Source organism: Pseudomonas sp. BR20 (assembly GCF_050780135.1).
Classification (GTDB): domain Bacteria; phylum Pseudomonadota; class Gammaproteobacteria; order Pseudomonadales; family Pseudomonadaceae; genus Aquipseudomonas.
In genome coordinates this window covers 1,611,324-1,624,224 of record NZ_CP172012.1, presented here as the reverse complement: position 1 = coordinate 1,624,224, position 12,901 = coordinate 1,611,324, and the positions used below count along the sequence as shown (strand labels likewise).

Sequence of the window (12,901 nt, the reverse complement as noted above, 5' to 3'; positions counted from 1 at the left end):
GATCAGCGGGTGATGCCGCGGGTCGAAGCCTGGATCGAGTCACGGAACACCGCGACTTCCGGAAACAACGCTGCTGGCTCGGCCAGTTGGATCAACGCCTGGTCTACCGTCAGCCCCTGACGGTAGACCACCTTGTAGGCACGGCGCAGGGCGTGAATCGCGTCTTCGCTGAACCCACGACGGCGCATGCCTTCGAAGTTCATGCTGCGGGCTTCGGCCGGGTTGCCGAACACCGTGACGAACGCCGGAACGTCCTTGCCGATGGCGGTGCCCATGCCGGAAAAGCTGTGGGCGCCGATATGGCAATACTGATGCACCAAGGTAAAGCCGGACAGGATCGCCCAATCGTCAACGTGTACATGGCCAGCCAACGCCGTGTTGTTGACCAGGATGCAGTGGTTGCCGATCACGCTGTCATGGCCGATATGGGCATAGGCCATGACCAGGTTGTGATCACCCAGCGTGGTCTCGGCACGATCCTGCACGGTGCCACGGTGAATGGTCACGCCTTCACGGATGATGTTGTGATCACCGATTACCAGGCGCGTCTCCTCACCCTTGTACTTCATGTCGGGGGTGTCTTCGCCTACCGAGGAAAACTGGTAGATGCGGTTGTGTTTGCCAATGCGGGTCGGACCTTTGAGGATCACGTGCGGCCCGATGACAGTCCCCTCGCCGATTTCCACACCTGCGCCGATGATCGACCAGGGGCCGACCTCAACGTCGGCGGCCAGTACGGCCGACGGATCGATGATTGCGCGAGGGTCAATCAAACTCATAGTTTGCGTTCCGCACAGATGATCTCGGCCGAGCACACCGGCTTGCCGTCTACCGAGGCCTGGCATTCGAACTTCCAGATCTGGCGCTTGCAGCTGATGAACTTGGCTTCCAGGATCAACTGATCACCCGGAGTAACCGGGTTGCGAAAGCGCAACTTGTCGGAGCCCACGAAATAGTAAAGCGTGCCGTCGGCAGGCTTGAGGTCGAGCATTTTGAAACCAAGGATACCGGCAGCCTGGGCCATTGCTTCGATGATCAATACGCCCGGCATGATGGGATGCGCGGGGAAGTGACCGTTGAAGAACGGTTCGTTGATGCTGACATTCTTGTAGGCACGAATGCGCTTTTCCTCAACATTGAGGTCCACTACACGGTCCACCAGCAGGAACGGGTAACGGTGAGGCAGGTATTCGCGAATCTCGTTGATGTCCATCATTTCGGGGGGAAGCCTGTAATAAAGATTGGGGGCGGGCGACTAAACGCACGCCCCGCTAGCAAATCAAGGAGGCAGTCTAGCGGCTGTGCACACTTGATATGGAAATGGTATCAGCCTTCAGATGAAGCATTACCGCCAGGGGTCACGTCCCCAACACGCTTTTCCAGCTGTTTGAGACGTCGAGCCATGTCGTCGAGCTGCCTCAAACGTGCTGCACTCTTGCGCCATTCAGCTGCGGGCTGCATGGCGGTACCAGATGAGTAGGCCCCCGGTTCGGTAATCGAGTGGGTCACCATGGTCATGCCGGTGATGAAAACGTTGTCGCAAATATCGATATGCCCCACCAGCCCTACGCCACCGGCGAGCATGCAATGCTTGCCGATCCTGGTGCTGCCGGAAATGCCTACACAGGCGGCCATGGCGGTGTGATCGCCAATCTGCACGTTGTGAGCGATCTGGATCTGATTGTCGAGCTTCACGCCGTTACCAATCACGGTATCGGCCAGGGCTCCGCGATCGACAGCCGTGTTGACACCGATTTCCACGTCGTCGCCGATCAATACACCGCCGACCTGGGCAATCTTGTGCCAGACGCCTTTCGAGTTGGCAAAGCCGAAGCCTTCACCACCGATCACGGCACCCGATTGAATCACTACACGCTCCCCGATACGCACATCGTGGTACAGGGTCACGCGAGGTGCCAACCAACCATCGGCACCGATCTCGCAGCGCGCACCGATAAAACAATGGGCACCGACCGTCACACCTGCGCCAATGCGCGCGCCACTCTCGATCACCGCAAAGGCGCCAATACTTGCCGCAGGATCAACCTGGGCATCATCGGCGATCACCGCCGACGCATGAATACCGCCGGCTGCCTTGGGTTTCGGATCGAACAGGTGCGACACCCGCGCATAGGCCAGGTATGGGTCGGGTACCACCAGCGCATCCCCGGCAAACCCTTCGGCATCAGCTGCCTTCAACAACACGGCTGCAGCCTGGCTGTCGACGAGGTATTTACGGTATTGAGGGTTTGCAAGGAAGCTCAACTGAGCTGGGCCAGCCTCCTGCAAGGTGGCTAGCCCAGTGATTTCCTTCTCCGGGGAACCACGCAAGGTGGCTCCCAGGAACTCGGCCAACTCGCCGAGCTTGATAGTCGCGGTCATGGCTTACTTCAGCTGGTTCATGCGCTCGATCACCTGACGGGTGATGTCGTATTGAGGCTTGACGTCGATCACTGCGCCACGCTCGAACACCAGGTCAAAGGCACCTTTCTTGATGACTTCTTCCACAGCGCTGTCGAGTTTAGGCTTGAGCTGCTTCAGCATTTCACGGTCGGCAACAGCCTTGGCTTCGTTCAGCTCCTTGGATTGGAACTGGTAGTCACGGGCCTTTTGCTTGAACTCAAGCTCCAGACGCTCGCGCTCGCCTTGCTGCATCTTGTCGCCACCCGCTACCAGACGGTCCTGGATACCCTTGGCGCTGCTTTCCAACGTCTTGAGCTTGGTCAGTTGCGGACCGAATTTCTTCTCGGCATCCACGGCGTATTTCTTGGCCGCGTCGGATTCCAGCAGGGCCATCTGATAGTTCAGGACGGCGATTTTCATTTCGGCGAAGGCCGGGGTGGTTACCAGCACGGTGGCCAGCAGAACCAATTGAGTCAACTTACGCACGATGTACTCCTACAGAATCCGTTGTCGTTATCTTGGGTCAGACGCTTAGAACGTCTGGCCGAGGGAGAATTGGAAAATCTGGGTTTCAGCGTTATCCGGTTTCTTGATCGGCATGGCCAGAGCAAAGCTCAACGGGCCAAGCGCAGTCACCCAGGTCACACCTACACCCACCGAGCTCGCCAAGTTGCTTAGGCTCACGTCGTTGCACTCAGTACTGGACTTCACGCCGCTTGGGTTGGTGATCTGTTCACACTTGGAGTCGAACACGTTACCCACATCCCAGAAGACCGAAGTACGCAGGGACCGCTGATCTTTGACGAACGGCAGCGGGAACAGGATTTCCGCCCCCCCCTGGATCAACACGTTACCACCGAATGGCAGCGGGTCGTTGTCGGAGTCAGCTACGGTGCCCTGGTTACCGGTCACACCAACACCACGGCTCGGTGTACCACGGGGGCCCAGGGTGCTGTCCTTGAAGCCCCGCACGGAGTTGAAGCCACCCGCGTAGTAGTTCTCGTAGAACGGCAGCCCATTGGTGGAACCATAACCGTCGCCATAACCCAACTCAGTGTGCAGGCGCATGGTGTAGTTATCGCTCAGCGGCTGGAACAACTGGCCACGGTAATCGAGCTTGAAGAACGACAGGTCGCTGCCTGGCGTCGTTGCTTCCAGAGTCAGGCTCTGGGAGTGACCACGGGTGGCAAGCACGCCCTTGTTCAGGGTCGACTCGGACCAGCCGGCGGACGCCTTGAAGTTCAGGAACTTGTCGCCTTCCTTGCGAGTGAAGTCGAAGATCTCATCCACGGTGTACACACCGGTCTTGATCTCATCCTGTTGCGCGGTCAGGCCGAAGGTCAGGCGCGAAGTCTCGCTGATCGGGTAACCGATGTTGGCGCCCACACCCAGGCTGTCGATTGCATAGCTTGCTACGTCAACGTCGAGGTCTTTGTAGTCGGTGGTGCGATAGAAGGCGTTGTAGCCCAGGCTCACACCGTCTGCTGTCCAGTAGGGGTCGACATAACCGAAGTTATAACGGCTCTGGTATTCGCTTCGGGTCAGGCCGATGGACACCTTGTTACCAGTACCCAGGAAGTTGTTCTGGGTGATGGAACCACCGAGGATCAGACCGGCGCTCTGCGCGAAACCGACACTGGCGGTGATCGAACCCGACGCTTGCTCTTCCACGGCGTAGTTCACGTCAACCTGGTCATCCACACCCGGTACGGCTGGCGTTTCGACGTTCACTTCCTTGAAGAAGCCCAGGCGTTCAAGACGGGTCTTGGACTGGTCGATCAGGTAAGTCGACGCCCAGCCACCTTCCATCTGGCGCATTTCGCGGCGCAGCACTTCGTCCGCAGACTTGGTGTTGCCACGGAAGTTGATGCGGTTCACGTAGGCACGCTTACCTGGATCGACGACAAAGGTGATGTCCACAGTGTGGTCTTCATCGTGTGGGGTAGGCACGCCGTTGACGTTGGCGAAGGTATAGCCTTCGTTACCCAGGCGACGGGTGATCAGTTCGGACGTGGTGGTCATCAGCTTGCGCGAGAACACCTGGTCTTTCTGCACCAGCAACAGGGCCTTGACCTGGTCTTCAGGCACTTTCAAGTCGCCGCTGAGCTTCACGTCACGAACCTTGTACTTCTCGCCTTCGTTGACGTTGACAGTGATGTAGACGTGTTTCTTGTCCGGGGTGATGGACACCTGGGTCGAAGCGATATCCATGTTGATATAGCCACGGTCCAGGTAGTAGGAACGCAGGCGTTCCAGGTCACCGGAAAGTTTTTCACGGGCGTACTTGTCATCGTTCTTGAAGAACGACAACCAGTTGGTGGTCTTGAGCTCGAACAGGTCGATCAGGTCTTCATCAGCGAACTTGGTGTTACCCACCACGTTGATGTGCTGAATGGCCGCCACGGTACCTTCGTTGATGTTGACCTTGAGGCCGACACGGTTACGAGGCTGCGGCACCACTTCCGTTTCCACGGTCGCGGAGTAGCGGCCCTGGGCAACGTACTGGCGTTGCAGTTCGTTACGAACACCTTCAAGGGTGGCGCGCTGGAAGATCTCGCCCTCGGCCAGGCCAGATTGCTTCAGGCCTTTCATCAGGTCTTCAGTGGAGATCGCCTTGTTGCCTTCGATCTCGATACTGGCGACGGAAGGTCGCTCGACGACGGTGATGACCAGGACGTTACCTTCACGACCCAGTTGGATGTCTTGAAAGAACCCGGTTTTGAACAGCGCACGAGTGGATTCCACCAGGCGACGGTCATCAGCCTGTTCCCCGACGTTCAACGGCAAGGCACCAAAGACGCTACCCGCGGAAACCCGCTGGAGGCCGTTGACGCGAATATCGGAGATGGTGAAGGACTCGGCGTGAACTTCGGCGATCATCAATACGGTGAGAACCGCAGTTAGCAGCAGACGTTTCATGAAGTCCTTTCTTATTCCAACTGGCAATAAACAAACTGCCGCAAAATGCGGCAGATTCGCAATTCAGCGAAGCGTTACAGTCGACCCAGATCGTTGACCAAGGCTAATAACATCACCCCAACCACCAAACTGATACCGATCTGTATCCCCCAACCCTGCACCCGATCCGACAAGGGGCGACCACGCACCCACTCGACCAGATAAAACAACAGATGCCCCCCATCCAATACTGGAATGGGCAGCAAATTCAGAACACCCAGGCTAATACTCAGATAAGCCAGGAAATTCAGGAAATCCGCGACACCCGACTGGGCAGAAGCGCCCGCCACTTTAGCAATGGTTATCGGTCCACTCAAGTTTTTTACCGAGAGCTCGCCGAACAACATTTTCTTGAGGGATTCGAGGGTCAGCACACTCATGGTCCAGGTGCGTTTTGCACCCTCCCCGATTGCCGCCAACGGCCCGAAACTGACCTCACGCACCATCGATGGCGGCCACTCCGGACTCTTGACGCCAGCGCCCAGGTACCCCGCGGCCGCCTTGGCTTCCCCACGTACCGCCAGGGTCACGGGGACGTCGATTTGAGCACCGTCGCGTTCAACTTTCAGCACAATTTTGGTATCAGGGCGTACCCGGACCAGATCGACCACCTGCTCCCACTCACCCAGCACCTGGCCATCGAGGGCCAGCAAGCGATCGCCGGTTTTCAGGCCAGCGGCCTGGGCCGGACCTTTCGGGTCCAGCTCAGCCAGTACCGGCGGCAGCGCAGGACGCCATGGACGGATGCCCAGGGACTTGATCGGATCAGGCTCATCAGCGCCCTTGAGCCAATGGTCCAGAGCCAACGCGCGAGGGGTCTCGGCACTGGAATCCTGCTCACGCACCACGACATTGACCGTGCCGCTTTCACCCAAACGACGTACCAGTTGCAAATTGACCGCGCCCCAACCCGTCGTCGGCTCACCATCAATGGAAACAATTTCCTGTCCCGCGACCAGACCTGCCTTGGCCGCGATACTGTCCGCTTCGACCGCGCCGATGACAGGACGCACCTGCTCGCTGCCGAGCATGGCCAAGACCCAGAAGAACAGCATCGCCAACAAAAAGTTGGCAATCGGACCGGCGGCAACAATGGCGATACGCTGACGAACGGTCTTGCGATTGAAGGATTGGTCCAGTTGATCGGCCGGCACTTCGCCTTCACGCTCATCGAGCATCTTGACGTAGCCACCCAACGGGATGGCCGCGATCACGAACTCGGTGCCGCGTCGGTCGTGCCAGCGAACCAACGGCATGCCGAAGCCGACGGAAAAGCGCAGTACCTTGACGCCGCAACGACGTGCCACCCAAAAGTGGCCGAATTCGTGGAAGGTAACCAGCACGCCCAGAGCAACCAGGGTGCCGACAATCATGTAAAGCGCACTCATCTAATTTCTCCGCATTCCAATCCAGTGCCCCAAGGCTCAATCGCGCCCACAACCTAACGCGCGTTGCGGTTCAACCATTGTTCGGCCAAGGCGCGTGCCTTGGTGTCCGCCTCGAATACCGCGTCGAGGTCATTCACCGCCACCACGGGCTCAAGACCCAGGACGTCCTCGATGATACTCGCGATCTGCGGAAAGCGGATGCGCCGTTCGAGAAACGCCGCCACCGCCACTTCATTCGCCGCATTGAGCATCGCCGGCGCGCTGTTACCCGCCTCCGCCGCCTCACGCGCCAGGCGCAGACAAGGAAAACGTTGTTCGTCCGGTGCCTCGAAGTCCAAGCGGGCAATGGCAAACAGATCCAGTGGCGCCACGCCGGAATCAATTCGCTCCGGCCAGGCCAGGGCATTGGCGATCGGGGTACGCATATCGGGATTGCCCAATTGGGCCAATACCGAGCCATCCACATAGTCGACCAGTGAATGAATCACACTTTGCGGGTGAATCACCACCTCGACTTGATCCGGTTGCGCATCGAACAACCAGCAGGCCTCGATCAACTCCAGGCCTTTATTCATCATGCTTGCCGAGTCTACGGAGATTTTGCGCCCCATAGACCAGTTAGGATGAGCGCACGCCTGGTCCGGAGACACATGCTCCAACTCCGCCAAGGGAGTTTGCCGAAAAGGACCACCCGAAGCGGTCAGCAGAATCCGACGCACACCCACCTGACTGAGACCGCGAGCAAAGTCACCAGGCATGCATTGGAAGATAGCATTGTGCTCGCTGTCGAGGGGCAGCAGTACGGCACCGCTCTTGCGCACAGCCTGCATGAAGAGCGCGCCGGACATCACCAGCGCTTCTTTGTTGGCCAGCAGAATTTTCTTGCCCGCGTCCACGGCGGCCAAGGTCGGACGCAAGCCGGCGGCACCGACGATAGCGGCTACCACCGTATCCACCTCGGCATCGGCCGAGACCTGGCACAACCCCTCCTCCCCCACCAGCACCTGAGTGGCCAGCCCGGCAGCCCGCAGATCATCCTGCAGGCTCCGCGCCGCCGAACGCTCGGGCACGACAGCAAAGCGCGGCACGTGGCGCACGCACAGCGCCAGCAGTTCGCTGAGGCGGGTGAATCCGGTCAAGGCAAATACTTGATAGCGGTCAGGATGACGAGCGATCACATCCAGGGCGCTCAACCCTACCGAACCGGTTGCACCCAGCACGGTCACTTGTTGCAGGCGACTCACGAAGCGGTCATCCACAACAGCACGGCAAAGATCGGGATGGCAGCGGTAAGGCTGTCGATACGATCCAGCACCCCGCCATGTCCCGGCAGCAGGTTGCTGCTGTCCTTGATCCCGGCCTGGCGCTTGAACATGCTTTCAGTGAGGTCGCCCACCACCGAAATGAATACGACGATGGCCGTACCGAGCAGTGCCAGGAAGATTTCCATCACCGACCAGCCCCGTAACACACCCACCACAAGCGTGATCAACAGCGTCAACGCCAGGCCGCCATACACACCTTCCCAGCTCTTGCCCGGACTGACCGCCGGCGCCAGCTTTCGCTTGCCGAATGCACGACCAGAGAAGTAGGCGCCGATGTCTGCACCCCAGACCAGCACCATCACTGCCATGATCAGCCAGTTACCCATCGGCGAATTCTTGATCTCCACCAGCCCTTGCCAGGCGGGCAACAGGATCAACAAGCCAATCACCAACTTGCTGGCGACACTGGACCACTGGCCACTGCTGCGCGGAAAAGTCAGCACCAGGTAGGTCGCAAGCGCCCACCACAACACCGCGGCCCCCAACACCCAAGGCACGATGATGCTCGACAGGGTATGCATCAGAAACAGCAGCACCGCCACCACAAGGGCATACACCACACGCGGCAACTGCGCGTTGAAGCCTGCCAATCGTGCCCATTCCCAGGCACCCAGGGTTACCACCAGGCCGATAAACAGTGCAAAGCCGGAGCCATCCAGCAGGAAGAACCCGCACAAGGCAATCGGCAACAGTATCAGCGCTGTGATGATTCGTTGTTTAAGCATTTAAACCCGGGCTCCAGCTTCGATCTGCTCACTCGTTTTACCGAAGCGACGCTGACGGGAAGCGAAATCGGCCAGCGCAGTGCGCATGGCATCGTGTTTGAAGTCCGGCCAGAACAGGTCGGAGAAGTACAGCTCGGTATAGGCCAACTGCCATAAGAGAAAATTGCTGATGCGATGCTCACCACCGGTACGGATACACAAGTCAGGCAACGGCAGGTCACCGGTCACCAGGCAGGTTTGTAACAGTTCAGGCGAGATGTCGTCCGGCCGCAGATGACCGGCCTGCACTTCACGGGCCAGTCGCTGCGCAGCCTGGGCAATATCCCACTGACCACCGTAGTTGGCCGCGATTTGTAGCACAAAGCGGTCAGTGCCAGCAGTGATCGCCTCGGCTTCACGCATGGCCGCCTGCAGTTCCGGATGGAAGCGCGAGCGGTCGCCGATGATGCGCAGGCTGATGTTGTTGTCATTCAGGCGCTTGGCCTCGCGACGCAGTGCCTTGAAGAACAGATCCATCAAGGCACTGACTTCTTCGGCGGGCCGCTGCCAGTTTTCACTGGAGAACGCGAACAAGGTCAATACCTCGACCTTGGCCTCGGCGCATACCTCGATCACAGCCCGTACCGCATCGACACCCGCTTTATGCCCGGCAACACCCGGCATAAAGCGTTTCTTCGCCCAGCGATTATTCCCATCCATGATGATCGCGACATGGCGCGGCACCACAGAGGGCACAGTCTGCTTGGTCTTTTCCATGAAGGCGTCCTGACCCCTTATACGGCCATCAGGTCCTTTTCTTTTTCTTCCGTGGCCTTGGTGATCTGGGCCTCGGCATCCTTGGTCAGCTTATCGATATCGGCGACGGCACGACGCTCTTCGTCTTCGCTGATTTCCTTGTCCTTGACCAGTTTCTTCAAGTCACCCAAGGCATCGCGACGGATGTTGCGCACGGCAACACGCGCATCTTCAGCGGCGCTGCGGGCCTGCTTGGTGAAGCCCTTGCGGGTTTCTTCAGTCAGGGCCGGCATGGAGATCAGCAGCAACTCGCCCAGGTTGGTCGGGTTGAGGTTCAGGCCGGCGCTCTGGATGGCTTTGTCGACTGCGGCGAGCATGTTGCGCTCGAAGGCCACGACTTGCAGGGTGCGCGAATCTTTTACGGTAACGTTGGCCACGCCGCTCAGCGGGGTATCAGCGCCGTAATAAGGCACCATCACGCTGCCCAGAATGCTCGGGTGCGCCTTGCCGGTACGAATCTGGCCGAATGCGTGGCTCAGAGACTCCAGGGATTTCTGCATACGCGCTTGGGCGTCTTTCTTGATTTCATTGATCATTGTTGGCCTTCCTCGATCAGAGTCCCTTCCGCGCCGCCGTGTACGATATTCAGCAGGGCACCGGGCTTGTTCATGTTAAATACGCGCAGTGGCATCTTATGGTCGCGACACAGGCAAATAGCCGTCAGGTCCATCACGCCCAGCTTGCGATCCAGCACTTCATCGTAGGTCAGATGATCGAACTTCTCGGCATGCGGGTCTTTGAACGGGTCTGCGGTGTACACGCCATCTACCTTGGTCGCCTTGAGCACTACGTCAGCATCGATCTCGATGGCGCGCAGGCAGGCAGCCGAGTCCGTGGTGAAGAACGGGTTGCCGGTACCGGCAGCAAAGATCACCACCTCTTTGGCGTTCAGGTGGCGCATGGCTTTGCGACGATCATAGTGATCGGTCACGCCCACCATGGAAATAGCCGACATCACGATAGCCGAAATATTGGCACGCTCCAGGGCGTCACGCATGGCCAGGGCGTTCATCACAGTGGCCAGCATGCCCATGTGGTCGCCAGTGACCCGATCCATACCGGCCGCACTCAGTGCCGCACCGCGGAACAGATTGCCCCCGCCGATCACCAGGCCGACTTGTACGCCGATGCCGACCAACTGGCCGACTTCCAGCGCCATGCGGTCGAGGACCTTGGGATCGATCCCGAACTCTTCCGAGCCCATCAGGGCCTCGCCGCTAAGCTTGAGTAGAATGCGTTTATAGCGAGCCTGATAACCACTGCCCTGCTGAGCCATTGCGAATCTCTCCTGCGGCGTATTTTTAAAAAATTCTTGGCGAGCCATTTACGGCTTGCGTTCACTCTAGCTGGACGCTCTCACAGCGCCATCGGAACACGGCTTTGTAAGCCAGTTCCGAGGGTAAGCCAAATAAAATCGGCCTGCCCATTTGAAAAGAGGCTGCGCGCGTGAGCGGGCAGCCTCTTTCGGGCGACAGTTAAAAACTGTCTTATTGCTTGGCGGCAGCCAGCTGGGCAGCAACTTCTTCAGCGAAGTTGTCGACCGGCTTCTCGATGCCTTCGCCTACCTTGAAGTAAGTGAAGGAAACGATTTCAGCACCGGCTTTCTTGGCCAATTCGCCAACCTTGACTTCAGGGTTCTTGACGAACGCCTGCTCAACCAGGCTTGCTTCGGCCAGGAACTTGCTGATACGGCCCTTGACCATATTCTCAACAATGTTTTCTGGCTTGCCTTTGATTTTTTCTTCGTTCAGCTGCAGGAACACAGCTTTCTCACGCTCGATCGCTTCGGCAGAAACTTCCGAAGGCAGCAGGAACTCAGGGTTGCTGGCCGCTACGTGCATAGCGATGTCCTTGGCCAGCTCAACATTGCCGCCCTTCAGGACAACTGCAACGCCGATCTTGTTGCCGTGCAGGTAACCACCAACTACATCACCTTCAACGCGCACCAGGCGACGGATGTTGACGTTTTCGCCAACCTTGCCGACCAGTACCAGGCGATCAGCTTCTTGAGCGGCGATCAGCGGAGCGACGTCAGTCAGCTTGTCGGCGAACGCTTTTTCAACGCTGGCAGCAACAAAGGCCTTGAAGTCGTCCTGCAGGGCCAGGAAGTCGGTCTGAGAGTTCACTTCCAGCAGAACAGCAGATTTGCCGTCTTCTTTCAGAGCGATAGCGCCTTCAGCAGCCACGTTGCCTGCTTTCTTGGCAGCCTTGATGGCGCCGGAAGCACGCATGTCATCAATGGCTTTTTCGATGTCGCCGTCAGCCTTTTCCAGGGCTTTCTTGCAATCCATCATGCCTTCGCCGGTACGCTCACGCAGTTCTTTAACCAACGCTGCAGTAATTGCTGCCATTTTCAAATTCCTCTTGGATAGGTTTTCAACCATTCCACCCGATCGAACGGGGGATCAATTCTTCCCGAACCACCCTTGTTAGCCGCTGCACGTTACAGGTGATGTAGCTGCGCTGCTCACAAATGGTTTTCGAGGTGGCAAAAAGGGGGCCAAGCCCCCTTTTTGCTTACTGAGTCAACGCCAGGGCGTCAATTACTCAGCTGCGGCTACCGGAGCTTCTTCAACGAACTGCTCAGTACCACCAGCAACGTGGTTGCGACCACGGATTACAGCGTCAGCCATCGAACCCATGTACAGCTGGATAGCGCGGATGGCGTCATCGTTGCCTGGGATGATGTAGTCAACGCCTTCCGGGCTGCTGTTGGTATCGACTACGCCGATAACAGGGATGCCCAGCTTGTTGGCTTCGGTGATCGCGATGCGCTCGTGATCAACGTCGATAACGAACAGTGCGTCAGGCAGACCGCCCATGTCCTTGATACCACCCAGGGAACGATCGAGCTTTTCCAGGTCACGAGTGCGCATCAGCGCTTCTTTCTTGGTCAGCTTGGCGAAAGTACCGTCTTCGGCTTGCACTTCAAGGTCACGCAGACGCTTGATGGAAGCACGGATGGTTTTGAAGTTGGTCAGCATGCCGCCCAACCAGCGGTGATCGACGTACGGCGAACCGCAACGTGCTGCTTCTTCAGCAACGATCTTGCCAGCGGAACGCTTGGTGCCGACGAACAGGATCTTGTTTTTGCCCTGAGCCAGGCGCTCTACGAAAGTCAGAGCTTCGTTGAACATTGGCAGGGTTTTTTCAAGGTTGATGATGTGGATCTTGTTACGCGCGCCGAAAATGTATTTACCCATTTTCGGGTTCCAGTAACGGGTCTGGTGACCGAAGTGCACACCGGCCTTCAGCATATCGCGCATATTGACTTGGGACATGATAGTTCCTTAATAAGTCGGGTTTG

The 12,901-nt window shown here is 58.0% G+C and carries 13 protein-coding genes; all 13 read right to left on the bottom strand.

What is annotated here, in order from left to right; genetic code table 11:
- Nucleotides 1-2 precede the first annotated feature (2 nt).
- Nucleotides 3-779 carry an acyl-ACP--UDP-N-acetylglucosamine O-acyltransferase gene (lpxA, locus tag ACHPFG_RS07315; RefSeq protein ID WP_025855134.1) on the bottom strand — a complete coding sequence of 259 codons (777 nt, stop codon included), beginning with the start codon at nt 777-779 and terminating at the stop codon, nt 3-5.
- Nucleotides 776-1,216: a 3-hydroxyacyl-ACP dehydratase FabZ gene (gene fabZ / locus ACHPFG_RS07310; RefSeq protein ID WP_003172281.1), complete on the bottom strand. Its 441-nt coding sequence runs from the start codon at nt 1,214-1,216 to the stop codon at nt 776-778. Before fabZ ends, lpxA begins: the two co-directional genes overlap by 4 nt.
- 110 nt (nt 1,217-1,326) lie before the next feature.
- The gene (gene lpxD / locus ACHPFG_RS07305; RefSeq protein WP_431701960.1) at nt 1,327-2,382 is read right to left on the bottom strand and encodes a UDP-3-O-(3-hydroxymyristoyl)glucosamine N-acyltransferase; all 1,056 of its coding nucleotides are present in this window, start codon (nt 2,380-2,382) and stop codon (nt 1,327-1,329) included.
- A 3-nt stretch (nt 2,383-2,385) separates the two neighbouring features.
- On the bottom strand, nt 2,386-2,889 hold the full coding sequence (locus ACHPFG_RS07300) for an OmpH family outer membrane protein (protein WP_003172279.1): 504 nt from the start codon (nt 2,887-2,889) through the stop codon (nt 2,386-2,388).
- Between the two features lie 45 nt (nt 2,890-2,934).
- Nucleotides 2,935-5,322 carry an outer membrane protein assembly factor BamA gene (gene bamA / locus ACHPFG_RS07295; RefSeq protein ID WP_431701959.1) on the bottom strand — a complete coding sequence of 796 codons (2,388 nt, stop codon included), beginning with the start codon at nt 5,320-5,322 and terminating at the stop codon, nt 2,935-2,937.
- A 74-nt stretch (nt 5,323-5,396) separates the two neighbouring features.
- Complete coding sequence (rseP, locus tag ACHPFG_RS07290) at nt 5,397-6,749, bottom strand: sigma E protease regulator RseP (RefSeq protein WP_431701957.1); 1,353 nt, start codon at nt 6,747-6,749, stop codon at nt 5,397-5,399.
- Between the two features lie 53 nt (nt 6,750-6,802).
- Nucleotides 6,803-7,993: a 1-deoxy-D-xylulose-5-phosphate reductoisomerase gene (ispC, locus tag ACHPFG_RS07285; protein WP_431701956.1), complete on the bottom strand. Its 1,191-nt coding sequence runs from the start codon at nt 7,991-7,993 to the stop codon at nt 6,803-6,805.
- Entirely contained in the window at nt 7,990-8,799 is an 810-nt protein-coding gene (locus ACHPFG_RS07280; protein WP_431701955.1) for a phosphatidate cytidylyltransferase, read from the bottom strand. The genes ispC and ACHPFG_RS07280 overlap by 4 nt, the downstream gene beginning before the upstream one ends.
- Entirely contained in the window at nt 8,800-9,555 is a 756-nt protein-coding gene (uppS, locus tag ACHPFG_RS07275) for a polyprenyl diphosphate synthase (RefSeq protein WP_167654844.1), read from the bottom strand.
- 17 nt (nt 9,556-9,572) lie between these two features.
- On the bottom strand, nt 9,573-10,130 hold the full coding sequence (gene frr / locus ACHPFG_RS07270) for a ribosome recycling factor (RefSeq protein ID WP_016974404.1): 558 nt from the start codon (nt 10,128-10,130) through the stop codon (nt 9,573-9,575).
- Complete coding sequence (gene pyrH / locus ACHPFG_RS07265; RefSeq protein ID WP_003172271.1) at nt 10,127-10,870, bottom strand: UMP kinase; 744 nt, start codon at nt 10,868-10,870, stop codon at nt 10,127-10,129. Before pyrH ends, frr begins: the two co-directional genes overlap by 4 nt.
- Nucleotides 10,871-11,081: 211 nt before the next feature.
- A complete protein-coding gene (gene tsf / locus ACHPFG_RS07260; RefSeq protein WP_065926460.1) occupies nt 11,082-11,945 on the bottom strand; it encodes a translation elongation factor Ts in 864 nt (287 codons plus the stop codon).
- A 192-nt stretch (nt 11,946-12,137) separates the two neighbouring features.
- The gene (gene rpsB, locus ACHPFG_RS07255; protein WP_003219330.1) at nt 12,138-12,875 is read right to left on the bottom strand and encodes a 30S ribosomal protein S2; all 738 of its coding nucleotides are present in this window, start codon (nt 12,873-12,875) and stop codon (nt 12,138-12,140) included.
- Nucleotides 12,876-12,901 lie beyond the last annotated feature (26 nt).